The organism is Marinilabilia salmonicolor JCM 21150 (assembly GCF_000259075.1).
GTDB lineage: Bacteria > Bacteroidota > Bacteroidia > Bacteroidales > Marinilabiliaceae > Marinilabilia > Marinilabilia salmonicolor.
Map to the genome: position 1 here is coordinate 1 of NZ_AJKI01000024.1, position 16,581 is coordinate 16,581.

The window sequence follows — 16,581 nt, forward strand, 5'->3', positions numbered from 1 at the left end:
AAAAAAAAAGTAGAGAAAGAAGCAGCTGAGGCAGCCGAAAAGGAGAAGAGCAAGCCGGTTACCGATGCTTCGGGGAACGTTAAACCTGCTGTTTCAGGAAGTGGCTCCGGTCAGTCTGCCAAAGCAGAAGCTCCAAAAACAATTAAAAGTGTTTCCATAAAATCTTTTACGAAACCCGGAAATGGTACTGCCGGACAGAAGAATGAAAAGGCAGCTCAAGGTGTTGTTGAAGGAAATAACGGAATAGATCCGACCTGGGAAGAAACCTTTTCTCCCGAACAATTACAACGGGTATGGAATGCTTATGCTCGTTTAGTGGAAAACTCAAATCCCCGTCTCTTTAGTATGCTCACCGCTCATTCCCCCCGTTTGAAAGGTGATAGAGTTGTGGTCTTCCCCTTAAAGAATGAAACCCAGGAGGTGGAATTGCTCAAGGGAAAAAAGGGATTGTTTGACTTTCTGAAAAAAGAACTGCGAAATGCCAAGTTAGTGCTGGAGACTGAGTATATCAGAGAAGAGAGTGGTCCGCAAAAAGCCTATACTTCAGCTGATAAGTATAAAGTATTGGCAGAGAAGAATCCAACTCTCGATAAGTTACGCAGTATGTTGAACCTGGATATTGAGTAAAAAAGCTGATATGCATGAACCATGTGCATTTGTAAACTGTTTATTTGACCTAATTGATATACAAACAATTGACCTATGACGAAAATTAAAGTTCAGAATCCGGTGGTAGAACTGGATGGCGATGAGATGACAAGGGTCATCTGGAAAATGATTAAGGAACAACTGATTCTGCCTTATCTTGATCTGGATATCAAATATTACGATCTGGGAATGGAGAGTCGTGATGCTACAGATGATCAGATTACTGTTGATGCTGCAAAAGCTATTCAGAAATACCATGTGGGTATCAAATGTGCTACCATCACGCCTGATGAAAACAGGGTAGAGGAGTTTGATTTAAAAAAAATGTGGCGATCTCCTAACGGAACCATTCGTAACATCATTGGAGGGACTGTTTTCAGAGAGCCTATTCTGATAAAAAATGTTCCCCGTCTGGTTCCCGGATGGGAACATCCAATTTGTATCGGTCGTCATGCTTTTGGTGATCAGTATCGTGCTACTGACTTTGTAACAAAGGGAAAAGGAAAACTGACCATCACTTTTACACCTGAAGATGGATCAGAATCTCAGGAGTTTAATGTATATGATTTTGAAGGTGATGGCGTGGCCATGGCGATGTACAATACCGACGAGAGTATCCGTGGATTTGCGCACAGCTGTTTTAATCAGGCCATTATGAAGAAGTGGCCACTCTACCTATCTACCAAAAATACCATTCTTAAGAAATACGATGGTCGCTTTAAAGATATCTTTCAGGAGATTTACGAAAGTGACTATAAAGCAAAATTTGAAGAGTTGGGAATTACTTATGAGCATCGTTTGATTGATGACATGGTTGCAGCAGCATTGAAGTGGAACGGCCGTTTTGTCTGGGCTTGTAAAAACTATGATGGTGATGTGCAGTCAGATACCCTTGCACAGGGATTTGGTTCTTTGGGCCTGATGACTTCCACTCTGGTGACACCGGACGGAAAGACGATGGAAGCAGAAGCGGCCCACGGTACAGTGACGCGTCACTTTCGTCAGCATCAGGCAGGTAAGCCTACTTCTACCAATCCCATTGCCTCCATTTTTGCATGGACCAGAGGATTGGAATTCCGTGGTAAATTGGACGGAAATGAAGAATTGATTAAATTTGCCCTTACCCTGGAGCAGGTTTGTATTGATACCGTTGAAAGTGGTAAAATGACCAAAGACCTGGCATTGACCATTCATGGAAAGGACATGAAAGAGGAGCATTACCTCAATACCGAGGACTTCCTGACTTCGCTTGCTGAAAATCTGAAAACAAAAATGGACAACTAGAACAGTGTTTCCATAATATTGAAAACCCGTGTATGGTCAAACATGCACGGGTTTTTTCTGTTCGATAACGAACATGTCTTTGTTGCAAAAGTAAACACTTTTGCTACCTAAAACATCGCGGAATTAATTGTAATTGATTGATTGTTAGTCTGTAGTGGTTTGTGGTATAGCTATTGACATAATCTGATCAGCAACACAATTACTTAACTAAACAGGAGGATTGGAAATGAAAACTTCAGTAATTTTTTCCGCAATGATTTTGGCAGTTTCAATCAATATTAATGCTGCCGGAAATGTAGAGAAACCTTTGAAAAGGTTCAATGAAGAGCACAATGCAAAATTATTTGCGGTTTTGGAAACCGTAGAAGAACCGGCTGACAATATTGAAGCCTGGATGTTGGATCCCACTGCTTTTACAGAAACAAATGAGTTTATTGAAATTGAAGAATGGATGCTTGATTTGTCAGCATTCACAAAACCGGAAACTGTGTCGGCAAAAGTAGTTTTGGACGATTATTTTACAAATGATTATGAAGAAGAGTTTCTGGATCTTGAACCATGGATGTTTTCTTTTAAAGTTTACGGACCGGATTACTTTGATGCAGATTTTGAAGAGGAATTCCTGCCCATCGAAGAGTGGATGTTCAACTTCTGATTTCTTTTCTGGCTTTTTCTGAATAAAGTTCTTATCTTAAAGCATACAGGAATAAATGAAGAACTTTATGGAACATAAGCTGAAAGAAAAACGGGCCATCGTTACCGGAGGAGCTAATGGAATCGGCAGAGCGGTTGCCATTGCTCTTGAAGAAGCCGGAGCTAAAGTATGGGTGGTTGATAAAGATAAGGAGGGGCTGGACAATCTTAGAAGTCATTACCCATGGATTCATACGACACATCTCGATCTGGCCGATGCCGATGAGATTCTGAAATTTTTCAGGCAAATCGAAGTCGAATGGCGATTTGCGGATATTCTGATCAACAATGCCGGCCTTAGCCGGTTTAAACCACTCGATAAGTTGACCATAGAAGAGTGGGACTACATTATCAACAGCAATCTGCGCGCAGCTTTCATTTGCGCCCGCGAATTTTCCAAAATGCATGCACATGGACAGTACGGGCGCATTATTCAATTGGCATCCACACGTCACTTAATGTCAGAACCCGGAGGCGAAGCTTATGGAGCTTCCAAAGGAGGCATTGTTTCCCTAACACATGCACTTGCCAATTCTCTTGCCGGCACCGGCATTACTGTCAACTGCATCAGTCCCGGATGGATACACACCGGGGATCCCGAAAAACTCAGACCAAAAGATCATGAACAGCATCCCAGCGGGCGTGTTGGCAAACCTTCCGATATGGCCTCCCTGGTGATGTGGCTTTGCAACCCCGAAAATGATTTTGTAAACGGGGAAAATATCTACATTGATGGCGGCATGACCCGAAAAATGATTTATGAGCATTAAATGGGCCCGGGACAGGTGATTTCCCGGAATGTGCGATTTCCTAATCGCACTTTTAAACGTTTTTACCATTTTAAATAGTTTCTGACCATAAAGTACCACTTGCGTCGTTACGCTTGCCGCCAAAATACTCATTTACGATTAGTAAACTCCGTTTTTGGCGGCTTGCGCCACCCATCGGTCGCCAAAGGCTTGCCGACGGCACGGCGCTAAAGCTTTAGGCGGCACGCGGTCGCAAGCCTAGCAATTGGCACTTTATGATCAGAAACAGGACTAAAAACAAATTTTGCTTAATTTATGGACAGACTCTAAACAACCGGCCTGCCTCTCAATATGTTTTCAGTCAATATTTTAGCTTTTTGTTTTGTTGTGCAATATGGAAAAAATGTATAGTTTTATTGTGTAATTTAGAAATGTATGATTAGAAAATTGTTCGGAAAGCTATTTGCTCTGCCGCTTAGTGACAAATAAATAGCATATTCTGAAATTATGCCTTAAGGAAATCGCACGCCCTAACCTAAACTCAGCATATGAAAAAGGAGCATTATCGTTCACACTTACCTCATTTTCATACTCCCGGACAACAATTTTTTGTGACATGGTGTCTGAAGAATGCAGTTCCATCTAAAGCTTTTGAAAAGTACTCAATGGAATTGGAGCATTTGAAAGCTAAAATTTATTCACACAAAAGCAGGAAAACTTCTGATGAGAGCATTGCTAATATGAAAAAGGAATATCAAAGTGTGAAACGAAAGTGCTCTAATGCATTTAATAAACTGCTTGATTTACAGCAAAAACCTGATATCGATATTTCTGGAATTAGATCTATAAATATTATTTCTGAATCTGTTAAATATTGGGAGGGGAAGAAAATAACTAACATCGCTTTTTCCATAATGCCAAATCATATGCATTGGGTTTTGGAAACTTTTGAAAAGGATTTTGAAGGTAAGCCTGTTTTTTTGCAGGATATTCTAAAATCTGTCAAGCAGTTTTCTGCAAAAGAAATAAATAAAACAAAGAATTTATCAGGTAATTTATGGCACCGGGAAAGTTTTGATGTGACTGTTAGAGGATCTATTCATCTTTCGAAAGTGATTAGTTATACGCTGAATAATCCTGTTAAAGCCGGTTTTGTGAATCATTGGACTCATTGGCCGGGAAATTGGTGCAATGAGGATTATCTTGACTGTTTTTAGCAGGACGGGCGATTTTTTGGAAGGGCGATTTCCCTATCGCCCTTTAAATTTTTAAAAGGGGTGAAAGTTAAATCATCCCTCCAGGAATGGGGTGAAAGTGAAATCACCCCTCCAGGAATGGGGTGAAAGTTAAATCATCCCTCCAGGAATGGGGTGATAGGGCGCTCAGCTCTGCTGCTTTGCTTGCAAAGAAATCACCCTTCCTGGAATGGGGTGATAGGGAAATCACCCTTTCTGGAATGGGGTGATAAGGAAATCACCCTTCCTGGAAAATCACCTGTTAAAACTTCTCATCATATTTCGTCCACAGAAAATCTCCCAGCTTCCATGCTTCACTGACCACCCGGTTTCCCCATTTTTCGGTATATCGTGTCAGGTGATCAATGGTATGCTTTGTACGCATACTCATGGCCTCTTTTTCTGCAGCTCTCTGACTTTCAAAGATCTCCTGCTGAAGAGGAATCATAACGCTGTCCACATCATGCCGCATGTCGTTCCATCGTTGTGAGGCCAGTGTGCTGAGCCGGTTGAAGGCCCACCAGGCTGACTGTCGGCTGAATCCATTGCGGCCATGTACTTTATAGCTTGCAGGTAGGTCTGTAACACTGCAATAAACAGGGATATATGCCGACGTGGCCACATTGTCCTGTGCGAGCCAAACAAGTCCGCCGATTTCATTGGGTAACCAGTCCCGGCTTTGCGTAATGGTTGCATACATGGTGTACCATCGGGCAATGGTACGTTCGCCCAAATCGCCCCAGCCTCCATGAATATTGTGAAGATCATAGGTATCGTAAGGCATAAACGGACTGGCCATAGGGTGGGGAATGGTGTCACCTTCTTCGGTCACTTTCTTTATGTGACCGACCATGTCGTAGGGTGTTCCTTCGTAGTAATCCTTGAAAATATCAATCATTTTTTCCAAAGTAACCTTTTGTGAAGGCCTCACCGAAAATGGATAATCGCGGGCTTCCGGATCCAGCCCCAGTGATGGGTTCATCATGCTGAGAACGCGCCATTCACGGCGGCGTGCTGCCATGGACTCTCTGCTTTCGGGGGCATACGCATCAGCAAAACGGAACGGTCCCGTGGCCTGGTTCCACCACATGCTGTCACGGGCCACATCAAAGATGTTTTCAGAAGCCATGAAAAAGTCGGGATTTTCAAGATCAATTTCCTGAATACGAGCGGCGTTGGCATTGACGCTTACTTCATCGTCGGGCACTCTCTGTGCCACCCATACAGCCCCTTTTTGGCCTTTTCCGGAGCCAACAATTTCCATGTGCCAGACCTCCTTTGTGTCAGCAATGGTCAGGCATTCGCCTGCATCGTTCCATCCGTATTTTTTGAGCAATTCACCACCGGTCTTGATGGCATCACGGGCATTGGTTGTGCGCTGAAGCATCAGCTTAATCAGGCGCTGACAATCGATGAGACCTTCGTCCGACTGAAGTGATTCTCTTCCCCCAAAGGTTGATTCACCAATGGCAAGCTGTTGGGTGTTCATACAGGGATAAGCGGTGTTGATGTAACCGTAAGTCTCGCGTACCTGGGGAATTTCGCCTATAGGTGTGTGTTTATAGGCCGGCATGGGACCTGAATCATCCGCTTCCCGCTTATACATGGTCACTTTGTCTCTGCGCCCAAATCGTTGTGCCGGAACAATATCCATCCATGCACGGGTACGGTGACTGTCATCGGTATGTGAGGTCATCACAGATCCATCGAAGGAGGCTTGCTTTCCCACAGTGATGGAGGTACATGCTTCGGGAACTCCGTTTTGGTAATCAGGCTTATCCTGAGCATTAATACCAAAAGCAGTTATCAAAAAAACAAAAAGACTTGCAATAAAACGATTGGTGTATAGCATGACAATAGTGATTTATTAGGTTGAAAAAAGATCAGGGAGGCAGCCAACAAAAATAATGAATTTTGGGAAAGGTAAAAGGAGATTAGAGTATGTTAAATGGTCATTTTTATTTTGAACCATTGTATGATGTTTTTCGTTGGTCTAACAAAAGCTTTGCAATATGGAATATCGAACACTATCAGACTCAGAATTACGTCTTTCTGCAATAACTTTTGGATCCTGGGCTGCGGGTAGCTGGATGTGGGGAAAAACAGAAAGATCCGATGCCATTGATGCCATCAGGGCTGCCTATGAGCATGGGGTTACCTCTATTGATACTGCCCCCATTTACGGACAGGGAACCAGTGAAGAGATTGTTGGAGAAGCCATTCGGGACATTCCCCGGGAGAGGGTGCAGATTCTTACCAAGTTTGGTTTAAGATGGGATTTGCCAAAAGGGAAATTTTATATGAAGACCAAAGATAATAATGGTCGGTTTATTGATGTATATAAATATGCCGGAAAAGAGAGTGTGATTGAAGAGTGTGAGAATAGTCTGAAGCGATTGGGAACCGACTACATCGACTTGTATCAGATTCACTGGCCTGATGTAACTACACCTGTAGAGGAGACCTTTGAGGCAGTGGAGCGGTTGTTGGAGCAGGGAAAGATCCGCCATGCCGGAGTCTGTAATTATGATGCATCTCTGGCCGAGAAAGCCAACCAGGTGGTTAACATTGTTTCCAATCAGGTGCCATTTAGTATGGTAAATCGTGAAATAGAGGAGGAGACTGTTCCCTGGTGTATCAGAAACAACAAATCTATTCTGGCTTATAGTCCGATGGAACGCGGATTGTTGACCGGTAAAATCAAACCCGGCCATAAGTTTGCCGAAGGGGATCATCGGAAAATACATCCGTCATTTAAAGATGATCATATTATTAAGGTGAATGAATTTCTCAAGGCTATTCAACCCGTGGCGGATAATCATCAGGCAACGCTTGCTCAACTTGTGCTAAGATGGACAATGGAGCAAAAAGGAGTTACCATTGCATTGGCGGGTGCCCGAAATGCAGAACAGGCCATTCAGAATGCAAAAGCTGCTGATGTAAAACTATCATTGGATGAATTGGATTTTATTAATCGAAAAGTAGATGAGTTATGAAACGAGTATAATATATTTTAAGCATAAATTTCACAAAAGAATATGTTTAAAAAATATTATGTGAGAGCGAAGCGGTTCCATACGTTCTCAAATTTTTAATTATTTTTTTTGTCAGTTAATTACAAAATTTTAAACGAATGAAAACGACAATATTAAGTTTACTGTTTTTCCTTTTTACGGTCAATTTTGCAGATGCTAACGCTGCAATCAGCAAGGATGAAGCCCAGAAAGAAAAAATACTTTTTGTCTTTACAAGTCATAATAAACTGGGGGATACCGGCAGGGAGACAGGGTTTTATTTGTCCGAAGCGGCTCATCCCTGGAAGGTTTTGAAAGATGATTATAAGATAGATTTTGTAAGTCCTGCCGGAGGTAACGTTCCGGTGGATGGTTTTGATCTGGAAGACCCGGTAAACAAGGAGTTTTGGGAAAATGAGCAGATACAAAAACAATTGGCCAACACAATGAAACCTTCGGAGGTGATTCCAGGAGAATATGTGGCCATTCATTATGTGGGAGGACATGGAACGATGTGGGACTTTCCACAAAATGAAACGCTGGCTGGCATTGCTGCCCGCATCTATAAAAATCAGGGAGTGGTGAGTGCCGTATGCCATGGACCTGCCGGATTGGTCAATATTAAACTGAGTGATGGAGGTTATTTGGTTGATGGAAAAAAAGTGGCCGGTTTTTCCAATGCAGAAGAAAAAGCTGCCGGATTGCTGCAGGTGGTTCCTTTCTTGTTGGAGGATAAGCTAAAGGAGCGGGGAGCCATCTATTCCGAAGGCGCCAAATTCACAGAACATGCTGTCCGTGATGGCCGCCTGGTAACCGGACAGAATCCTCAATCGGCCACTAAAATGGCAGAAATGGTCTTGGAGGTGCTGAAAAGTCAAAAATGATAAATGTTTTATTGAAAAAAGGGATGATTTTCGGCTTTTTCGAAAATCATCCCTTTTTCTCCATTGAAATTGACCCGTCCTAAATTTTGTTCATAGATTAAATATTAATAATTTGATAACACAATAATTCTTTGCGATAGAAAATGCTAAACCTTAGCTTTATTGGGCTTCTATCAGCTGCTTCATTGCTTAATAACTCCTTTTTGTAATAGTTCCTCCATAATCTTTTTAATCAAGGTATCACCCCTGCCGGGGCTTTCCCATTCATTGCATCGCCATTGCTACTACCAAACTGTCGGCCCGCCGGGGCTGGTCCATCATGAAAAGGAAAATCAAACAACAATTACCTCCTCCTATAAATTTTCAGTTCTGGTAAATCAGTGGCGTGTACGACACCTCCATATAATCTAATAAATGTGGTATGCGAATAAACGGTGGGATTAATTTTAAAAGGTTTCGAATATGATTTTTTTTGTTGAGTTTTATATGGACTTAATATCTTGAATTTGTATTTGTTGTGATTTTTGAATTTTAATTCAATGGAAAAAAATCATGAAAGTTTTTTGGAGATATGTAGTGTAACAAATACTTTTGTCGTGCAGAAACAAAAAACAACCTCAAAAGTTCATCTTATTTCCCGATTATTTCATTTTGGGAAAAGAATTAACCCATCTGCTAAAATTTAAGAGGTTAACAAAAAAGCATTTTGATAATGTCAGTTAATTTATCTGTACTATTAAAAACTGTTTTACGCGATAAGTTTTTGTTGAAATTCTTATCACTTCGCTTTCATATGTCAACTATCCTGTAATTTCAGATACGGGATAGCCCTTCTATTTTATTTTTTTACCCAATAGCTGCATTATTTTAATGTAGTATTTCAATTATTTTATTACGTATCTGAAGCGATGCTTGAATTACTTTGCGATGGCTTGTCATGTGTTTGATCTGTCGTTTTTGTAATTCTTCATGTGCTGTTTTGTTCTACAGAAACTTTTTTTTGTTTTTCTGAAACTACAATAGTGTCAGTAAATCTTGAAATGCCGTATTCTTTAGTGGAGGCGGGTTTGTTTCGGTGAAGGATAAATTATTAAAACATTAGTTTAACAAATCATTAATTATTATGAATAAAGCAATGAACTTTTATGGTGGCCAATATCAGAAAGCCACAAGCGGAGCTTTTTTTGAAAATATTAATCCTGCTACAGGGGAAAAGATTGGTGACGTGGGAGCCTCATCTGAAAGAGATGTCAATGAGGCCATTGCATCAGCTGGTGAGGGTTTCAGAGTTTGGTCAAAAATGTCAGCGACGGAGCGGGGCCGTATTTTACGAAAAGCGGCAGATTTGCTAAGAGCCCGCAATGAAGAGATCGCAAAAATTGAAGTGGAAGATGTGGGAAAACCTCTCTCGGAAGCCATTGAGGTGGATGTGATGACAGGGGCCGATGCTTTGGAATATTTCGGTGGAATAGCACCTTCCATTCATGGGGAGCATTACGATCTTGGGAATACTTTTGCTTTTACACGTCGTGAACCGCTGGGAGTTTGTGCCGGTATAGGGGCCTGGAATTACCCTATACAGATTGCCTGCTGGAAAACTGCACCAGCCTTGGCTTGTGGCAATACCATGGTTTTTAAACCTGCTGAACTGACCCCTCGATCTGCATTGGTTCTGGCTGAGGTTTTGAAAGAGGCCGGAGTCCCCGACGGTGTATTCAATGTGGTACAGGGAGAAGCCGAAGTTGGACAAATGCTTACCGGACATCCGGATATACAAAAAGTTTCATTGACGGGTGAAGTGGAGACCGGGAAAAAGGTCATGGCTGCTTCTGCTGGTACTCTTAAGCACGTTACCCTGGAGCTGGGTGGAAAATCGCCGTTGATCATCTGCGAGGATGCCGATATGGACGAGGCTGTAAATGGTGCCATGATGGCCAACTTTTACACACAGGGGGAAATTTGCTCCAACGGCACCCGCGTTTATGTGGCAGAATCAATCAAAGAGGAGTTTTTGAATAAACTGGTTGCTAAAACAAGAAATCTGATAATCGGAAATCCTTCAGATATGAAAACCCAGGTGGGGGCCCTCATCAGCAAAGAGCATTTTGAAAAGGTGACCGGCTATATTGAACTGGGAAAAAAGGAAGCCCGGCTGGTTTATGGTGGAGAACGCTATGTCTGCGATGATTCGGAAATATCAGGAGGGTTCTTTGTTGAACCAACTATTTTCGAGACTGATAATGAGGATGCCCGCATTGTAAAAGAAGAGATTTTTGGGCCGGTAATGACCGTATTGCCATTCAAAACAGAGGAGGAAGCCATAGAGAAAGCCAACAATACAATTTACGGTTTGGCTGCAGGGGTCTTTACCTCCAATCTTCAGCGCGCTCATCGCATGGTTAATGCTTTACAGGCCGGTATGTGCTGGGTCAATAATTACAATGTGAACCCCATGGAAGTTCCTTTTGGCCCTTACAAGCAATCGGGTTTTGGGCGGGAGAACGGCCTGGCTACCATCGATGCCTATACACAGCTCAAAACAGTTTACATCGAAATGGATAAGGTGGATTCACCTTACTAAATGACAAACATAGGTCTGAGACAGAGTAATTTTCACCGGTGATGCTTTGTCCCGTGACCAGCAAATTTTTCAATAATTATGGCAAAATATGATTATGTAATTGTGGGTGGCGGATCAGCAGGGGCAGTTCTGGCCAATCGCTTATCCGAAAACCCTGACAATAAAGTGTTGGTGCTGGAAGCCGGTAGGCCTGACTACAGGCTGGACTTCCGGATTCATATGCCGGCAGCGCTTAGTTTTCTGCTTAACGGGACTTTTTACAACTGGGCTTACGAGTCGGATCCGGAACCACATATGAGAAACCGGAGAATTGCGCAGCCACGCGGAAAAGTGCTGGGAGGCTCCAGTTCTATTAACGGAATGATTTGGATCCGAGGAAACAAGTTGGACTATGAGAAATGGGCAAGTGTTAAAGGACTGGAAAAGTGGGATTATGCCCATTGTTTGCCCTATTTTAAAAAGCTGGAAACACGTCTTGTCGGGGCTGATAAATATCACGGAGACAAAGGTCCGTTGAAGCTGACTACTCCAAAGAATGAGAATCCTCTTTTTAAATCATTTTTTGAGTCCGTTCAGGAAGCCGGATATAAACTTACTGATGATGTGAACGGATCCACTCAGGAAGGATTTGGGAAATTTGATCAGGCCATTTATAAGACGCGACGGATGAATTCGGCCCGTGCCTATATACATCCGGTGAAGAAACGTCCCAATCTCACAGTATTGACTCGTGCCATGGTTCATAAAATCATTTTTGAGGGGAAGAAAGCTGTGGGGGTGGAATATAAACGCCGTGGAAAGGTGCAGACTGTGTACGCCAGGGAAATTATTTCCTGCGGAGGTGCGGTAAATTCGCCCCAGCTTCTGCAATTATCCGGAGTTGGAAATGCGGATGAATTAAAAAAACACGGCATTGATGTGGTCCATCACCTTCCGGGTGTGGGCGAAAATCTTCAGGACCATCTGGAAGTATATGTACAGTGGGCTTGTAAAGAACCCATCAGCGAATTCAAATCTCTAAGTCCATGGCGGGCTCCCAAAATCGGGTTCGACTGGCTCTTCCGCCGTAAGGGCCCCGGAGCGACCAATCATTTCGAGGCGGGCGGATTTATCAAAAGCCGGGATGATGTAAAGTATCCTGATTTGCAATACCATTTTTTGCCTTTGGCCATTCGGTACGATGGAACGGCCCCTGCAGAAGGGCATGGTTTCCAGTTGCATGTAGGCCCCATGAATACGGATGTGCGGGGACGCATAAAAATCAAGTCTAATAATCCTTACGAAAAGCCCAGCATCCTTTTCAATTATCTCTCCACGGAGAATGAGCGGAGAGACTGGATTGCCGCTATCCGGAAAACCAGAAAGCTTATTGAAACCAAGGCCATGGGCAAATACAGAGGCAAGGAGTTGTCTCCCGGTAAAGGAGTTGAGACCGATGAGGAGATTCTGGAGTGGGTGTCGCGTGATGGGGAGAGTGCTTACCATCCCAGTTGTACCTGTAAAATGGGATTTGATGATATGGCGGTGGTCGATGATCAGTTACGGGTGCATGGTGTGAAAAACCTGCGCGTAGTGGATGCTTCCGTAATGCCTTACATCACGAATGGAAATATTTATGCTCCGGTGATGATGATTGCTGAAAAAGCTGCTGATATGATTCTTGGTAAAAAACCGGAGGCTCCGGCAAGAGATGTCTGATGAAGGAATTATAGCCTTCAACAATTTATAGATTACAAGTGAAGATGCCCCTGTTTTTTGGAGTATTTACATGCAACAGTTGAGCAACGAATTGACAACTGTTTGCGTGTAAATTCCAGAAGACAGGAATACAGAATGAAGGCTTCTTCGCTTTCACTTTAAAACTTAAACATGATTTTTACCTCAGAAGTACTAATCTTATTTCGAATCGACAATTATTTGCCAGTTTACAAAAACAATTTCAATCTCAGCCATTATCATTACAAGTCAAGGCCGACATAACTTCTTATTAACAGAAAATGTATCAAGATAATAATGATCAGGAATTTTCTGTTGCCCTCCTTCCCACTTAAAAGTTGCAGAGAGAATGCTCTGTAAAGAGATTTTTTTAAAGAATTTTATTCTGTAGATTGCTGTTCCTCAGTGTTTTTATTGTGAGGTTTCGTGATCTGTCTAAAATATGTAATAAAAAGATGAGTATTGATCGATCGATTGTAAAAAATTTATGGCCTACCCTTGTTTTGATGCTGACATTAACTGCTGCAGGCGGATATTTATATTTCTTTACTGATTCACATGTTTTCTGGCCCGGCTTCTTTTCCATGATCTTCTTTTACGGAGTGATTTTCTATATGGGAACTTATGCTGCAGAACTTAAGAAGACAAAGACCACTACCGATGTAATGCTTGCCGGACGGGGAATACCTTTATGGATCGGAATATTTACCATGAGTGCTACCTGGGTTGGTGGCGGATATATTAATGGGGCTGCCGAATATGCTTACGATTCTTCATATGGTCTGGTATGGGTGCAGGCTCCCTGGGGCTATGGACTCAGCCTTATTTTGGGCGGTCTGTTTTTTGCCCGTAAAATGAGGTCTTATGAATTTAAAACGATGCTGGATCCTCTTTCTCAGCGATTTGGTACACGGATGTCGGCGGTATTGTTTTTTCCGGCTCTTCTGGGGGAAATATTCTGGACAGCAGCTATTCTGACCGCACTGGGAGCCACTTTTGCCACTATTTTGGGACTGGATATTCAGACCGCGATTATTGTTTCATCCATTATTGCCATAATTTACACGGCTATTGGCGGATTGTGGGCGGTCGCACTGACCGATGTCGTTCAGTTGGGCTTACTTTTTATCGGTTTAATTATCGTTGTGCCATTTGCCATTGATAGTGTTGGCGGATGGGATCAGGCCTGGGATGCTTATCAGAATAAGATGGGATCACTGGCCAGTTTTTTACCATCCAAAGAAGCTCTGGGTGATTATTATCTGAATTGGTGGGACTATGCTTTGTTGCTCATTTTCGGGGGTATTCCCTGGCAGGTCTATTTCCAGCGGGTGCTCTCCTCTAAAAATCCCAAAACAGCTGTAAGGTTGTCAGTCTTGGCTGGATTTGTTTGTCTTATTGCAGCAATCCCGCCGGTGATGATTGGAATAGTAGGGTCTTCTGTTGAATCCTGGCAAGCGTTTGGTGCTGCTTCGGCACCCGAAAATTCGGCACTCATTCTCCCTTATGTGATTCGTTATCTGACTCCTGGAGCCATCGGACTGGTTGGCTTAGGTGCCATCGCGGCAGCTGTTATGTCTTCGGTTGACAGTTCGATCCTATCCGCCTCATCCATGGCCTCATGGAATATCTATCGCCCATTGATTAAACCTAAGATGAGTACCAATAACCTCACTAAAGTAATCAAAAAGTGTATCTGGATTATTGGGATTGCAGCTACCCTGCTGGCATTGAAAATCACCAGTGTTTATGCGCTTTGGTTTTTGTGTAGTGATTTTGTTTATGTATTGCTTTTCCCTCAGTTGGTTACCTCATTCTATGATAAAAAAGCCAATTCTATTGGTTCATTTGCCGGTTTTGCTGTGGCACTTATCCTACGTTTGGGTGGAGGAGATACGACTCTGGGAATTCCCACTTTTATTGATTATCCGATGATTCAGGATGGCGTGGTACTTTTCCCGTTCAGGACTTTTGCCATGGCTTGTGGTCTTATTACCATAATAGTGGTTTCGCGCCTGACCCAGAAATATGCGCCTGCACGACAGCTTCACAAAGCGGTAGCTTAAGGAGAGAAAATAGAATTGAAATAAAAACCATATAAGGTGTTACGATTTAGTGCCCGTCTATAAAGTCGGGAAAGTTTGTAAAAAGTCATGTGTCTGGTCAGAAAGTGCCAGTTGCAAGCGTAACCACGCAAATAGTACTTTATGGACAGACACAATTTAAAACAAAAAGCAATGACAAGAATAATATCAATCATTACGTTATTTATGATCTCAGGAAATATCCTGATGGCACAAAATGAAGCGGAATCTGCACAGAATAAAGTAAATGTCTCGTTTAATGCTGATTTGGTTAGTCGCTACGTTTGGCGTGGTCTGCTTTATAGCCCCAATGTGAATATTCAGCCAACGGTGGGCCTGACAGCCGGGAACTTTTTTGCCGGTGCATGGGCCAGCTACGGTTTTTCTGATAAATATGCAGAGGTAGATTTTTATGCCGGTTATAGTTTTGGGAATCTTACCTTGACGGTTAATGATTATTACAACGAGAATGAAATGGCTTTAACCGAGGCTGACCATTTTAACTGGGACAGTGAAACCACTACACATGCGCTCGAAGGAACATTGAATTATTATTTTGGTGAGCGTTGTCCGCTGACCCTAAAGGCGGCCACGTTTTTCTATGGCAATGATCGTGATGCAGCGGGGGAAAATTATTATTCCACTTATTTTGAGGCTATGTATAACTGGCAGTTGAATGATGGCTATCAACTGTCCGGTTTTGTTGGCGGAACACCTGCTGAAGGACTTTATGCCGCAGATGCTGCGCTTGTAAATGCGGGTTTTTCACTTGGAAAGACTGTTGCTATTAACAACCAGATATCATTGCCGGTGGAGGCATCACTGGTATCGAATCCGAAGGCTGAAGACATATTCTTTGTGTTGAAAGCCACTTTTTAAGGATTACGTTACTTCATAATTGGGGACTGACTTTGTTGAAAGACAGAGTCAGTCCTTTTTTATTTCAATGCCCTGTTCAGCGGGCACTTTTCATCCACAGGTTTTCCTGCCCGGTATTTTTCCAGAAGTGTAACTGACTGCTCTGCCAACAACCGTCGTACTCGTCGGCGCTCTCCTTTTATTCGCTGGATATTCAGATGATCGTAAGCCGTAGTCTGATGACGCATCCAGGCAATAACAGCCCGTGCAGCCCTTTCTTCCAGTGGAATCATGGAGGTACGTGCCACAGTTCCTGAGCCTACGGGAATGGCATGAATAGTGATGGCCCGGGCCATTTTGGTTTCCAGGTTTTTATGTTGAAGATGGAAATTCAGAAATTCTCTGACTGCCTGATGGAACTCCTGCTCATACGCTGCCTGCTGTTTTTCCCTTCTTTGGGCTGCGTACTCCTGCCTTTTTTTATAAGTTTCAGTGTTTCGGGTGGCTGCCATCTCTGCCATGGCTTGTTGGATGGTTTCCGCAGGTGCCCATATGCCTGTTGAGATGGTTCGGCGTCCTTTCTTTTTCTGAATACGCCAGCAATTACCTTTGGAGGTGACCTTACGGGTGACACCGGCATCGCCTGCTGGTAGAAAATCCCAGTTGTCGGGAGGTGAAATTATTTCACCTTTATGGTTTACAATGGTATTGTTGGGGCCTGGTGCGTATATTTTGATTTCTTTATTGGGCATCATTGTGTTTTTGGCAAAAATCTAAGTACATGACAAAATATTTATACAATCATTAAACTCCTTGATATTTAAGGCATTCATCA

The 16,581-nt window shown here is 42.8% G+C and carries 13 protein-coding genes; 11 read left to right on the plus strand and 2 right to left on the minus strand.

The window, feature by feature from the left end; all coding sequences use genetic code 11:
- The 5 genes from W7W_RS23885 to W7W_RS0112585 form a co-directional block, all read left to right on the plus strand.
- A partial coding sequence (locus tag W7W_RS23885) for a hypothetical protein (RefSeq protein WP_010664091.1) occupies positions 1-627 on the plus strand: 627 nt, incomplete at its 5' end.
- 75 nt (positions 628-702) lie between these two features.
- On the plus strand, positions 703-1,932 hold the full coding sequence (locus W7W_RS0112570) for an isocitrate dehydrogenase (NADP(+)) (protein ID WP_010664092.1): 1,230 nt from the start codon (positions 703-705) through the stop codon (positions 1,930-1,932).
- Between the two features lie 226 nt (positions 1,933-2,158).
- Complete coding sequence (locus W7W_RS0112575; protein ID WP_010664093.1) at positions 2,159-2,587, plus strand: hypothetical protein; 429 nt, start codon at positions 2,159-2,161, stop codon at positions 2,585-2,587.
- Positions 2,588-2,654: 67 nt separating this feature from the next.
- The gene (locus W7W_RS0112580; RefSeq protein ID WP_025006901.1) at positions 2,655-3,395 is read left to right on the plus strand and encodes an SDR family NAD(P)-dependent oxidoreductase; all 741 of its coding nucleotides are present in this window, start codon (positions 2,655-2,657) and stop codon (positions 3,393-3,395) included.
- A gap of 527 nt (positions 3,396-3,922) precedes the next feature.
- Positions 3,923-4,591, plus strand: a complete 669-nt coding sequence (locus tag W7W_RS0112585; protein WP_010664095.1) for a transposase — start codon at positions 3,923-3,925, stop codon at positions 4,589-4,591.
- A gap of 280 nt (positions 4,592-4,871) precedes the next feature.
- Here the strand turns inward: W7W_RS0112585 and W7W_RS0112590 are convergent, their stop codons facing one another.
- On the minus strand, positions 4,872-6,461 hold the full coding sequence (locus W7W_RS0112590; RefSeq protein ID WP_010664096.1) for a dipeptidase: 1,590 nt from the start codon (positions 6,459-6,461) through the stop codon (positions 4,872-4,874).
- Positions 6,462-6,621: 160 nt separating this feature from the next.
- Here W7W_RS0112590 and W7W_RS0112595 point away from each other — a divergent pair, with 160 nt between their 5' ends.
- The 6 genes from W7W_RS0112595 (at position 6,622) to W7W_RS0112625 (ending at position 15,767) form a co-directional block, all read left to right on the plus strand.
- A complete protein-coding gene (locus W7W_RS0112595) occupies positions 6,622-7,605 on the plus strand; it encodes an aldo/keto reductase (protein ID WP_010664097.1) in 984 nt (327 codons plus the stop codon).
- Positions 7,606-7,742: 137 nt separating this feature from the next.
- On the plus strand, positions 7,743-8,507 hold the full coding sequence (locus tag W7W_RS0112600; protein ID WP_010664098.1) for a type 1 glutamine amidotransferase domain-containing protein: 765 nt from the start codon (positions 7,743-7,745) through the stop codon (positions 8,505-8,507).
- 1,123 nt (positions 8,508-9,630) lie between these two features.
- Positions 9,631-11,088 (plus strand): betaine-aldehyde dehydrogenase, encoded by a 1,458-nt coding sequence (gene betB / locus W7W_RS0112610; protein WP_010664099.1) that lies wholly within the window; start codon positions 9,631-9,633, stop codon positions 11,086-11,088.
- Positions 11,089-11,166: 78 nt separating this feature from the next.
- The gene (betA, locus tag W7W_RS0112615) at positions 11,167-12,786 is read left to right on the plus strand and encodes a choline dehydrogenase (protein ID WP_010664100.1); all 1,620 of its coding nucleotides are present in this window, start codon (positions 11,167-11,169) and stop codon (positions 12,784-12,786) included.
- Between the two features lie 473 nt (positions 12,787-13,259).
- The gene (locus W7W_RS0112620; RefSeq protein WP_010664101.1) at positions 13,260-14,870 is read left to right on the plus strand and encodes a sodium:solute symporter family protein; all 1,611 of its coding nucleotides are present in this window, start codon (positions 13,260-13,262) and stop codon (positions 14,868-14,870) included.
- A 171-nt stretch (positions 14,871-15,041) separates the two neighbouring features.
- Positions 15,042-15,767: a TorF family putative porin gene (locus W7W_RS0112625; RefSeq protein ID WP_010664102.1), complete on the plus strand. Its 726-nt coding sequence runs from the start codon at positions 15,042-15,044 to the stop codon at positions 15,765-15,767.
- A 59-nt stretch (positions 15,768-15,826) separates the two neighbouring features.
- Here W7W_RS0112625 and W7W_RS0112630 read toward each other — a convergent pair whose 3' ends face one another.
- A complete protein-coding gene (locus tag W7W_RS0112630) occupies positions 15,827-16,498 on the minus strand; it encodes a DUF2293 domain-containing protein (RefSeq protein WP_157202481.1) in 672 nt (223 codons plus the stop codon).
- Between the last annotated feature and the right edge of the window lie 83 nt (positions 16,499-16,581).

Coding starts and splice junctions, on each gene's coding strand:
- W7W_RS0112590 (WP_010664096.1), bottom strand. CDS start 6,461: ATGCTATACACCAATCGTTTTATTGCAAGTCTTTTTGTTTTTTTGATA.
- W7W_RS0112630 (WP_157202481.1), bottom strand. CDS start 16,498: ATGCCCAATAAAGAAATCAAAATATACGCACCAGGCCCCAACAATACC.
- betA (WP_010664100.1), top strand. CDS start 11,167: ATGGCAAAATATGATTATGTAATTGTGGGTGGCGGATCAGCAGGGGCA.
- W7W_RS0112585 (WP_010664095.1), top strand. CDS start 3,923: ATGAAAAAGGAGCATTATCGTTCACACTTACCTCATTTTCATACTCCC.
- W7W_RS0112625 (WP_010664102.1), top strand. CDS start 15,042: ATGACAAGAATAATATCAATCATTACGTTATTTATGATCTCAGGAAAT.
- W7W_RS0112595 (WP_010664097.1), top strand. CDS start 6,622: ATGGAATATCGAACACTATCAGACTCAGAATTACGTCTTTCTGCAATA.
- W7W_RS0112620 (WP_010664101.1), top strand. CDS start 13,260: ATGAGTATTGATCGATCGATTGTAAAAAATTTATGGCCTACCCTTGTT.
- W7W_RS0112580 (WP_025006901.1), top strand. CDS start 2,655: ATGGAACATAAGCTGAAAGAAAAACGGGCCATCGTTACCGGAGGAGCT.
- betB (WP_010664099.1), top strand. CDS start 9,631: ATGAATAAAGCAATGAACTTTTATGGTGGCCAATATCAGAAAGCCACA.
- W7W_RS0112600 (WP_010664098.1), top strand. CDS start 7,743: ATGAAAACGACAATATTAAGTTTACTGTTTTTCCTTTTTACGGTCAAT.
- W7W_RS0112570 (WP_010664092.1), top strand. CDS start 703: ATGACGAAAATTAAAGTTCAGAATCCGGTGGTAGAACTGGATGGCGAT.
- W7W_RS0112575 (WP_010664093.1), top strand. CDS start 2,159: ATGAAAACTTCAGTAATTTTTTCCGCAATGATTTTGGCAGTTTCAATC.